Here is a 437-nt window from a genome sequence, read left to right on the forward strand (position 1 = left end):
AAAATTGTGCATACCCTGCCCGAAACGCTCTTTACCGCAGATGGACGGGGCGAAGACTGGTTGTCTATCGACCGCCTGGTGGCTGCATCGGATAACATAAAGAAATATATGATCCTCGAGATCATCCGCGGCATACGCGATGCCGACGAGCGCGAAATGCGCCTGCGCGATGAATGGCCTGACTTTTACGAGCAACTGCGTCGGGAGACGTATCCGGGGCTGAGAAGGATTGAGTACAAAATCACTTTTGTGATTTTGGAGTTGACAGGTTATTGAGTTGACAGTTGACAGTTAAGAGTTGACAGTTGACAGTTGACAGTTGACAGTTAAGAGTTGAAAGTTGAAAGTTAGGGGTAAGAACAAAAAGAGTAAGGGGTAGGAAGTAAGGATTAAAGAAGTAATTCAGAATTCATAATTCAAAACTTAAAATTAAAATA

The 437-nt window shown here is 43.9% G+C and carries 1 pseudogene; it reads left to right on the forward strand.

What is annotated here, in order from left to right:
- Positions 1–276, forward strand: a pseudogene (locus D0T87_RS23785) (hypothetical protein); the annotation flags it as partial.
- Between the last annotated feature and the right edge of the window lie 161 nt (positions 277–437).

The organism is Bacteroides sp. 51, from assembly GCF_010500965.1.
Taxonomy (GTDB): Bacteria; Bacteroidota; Bacteroidia; order Bacteroidales; family Bacteroidaceae; genus Bacteroides.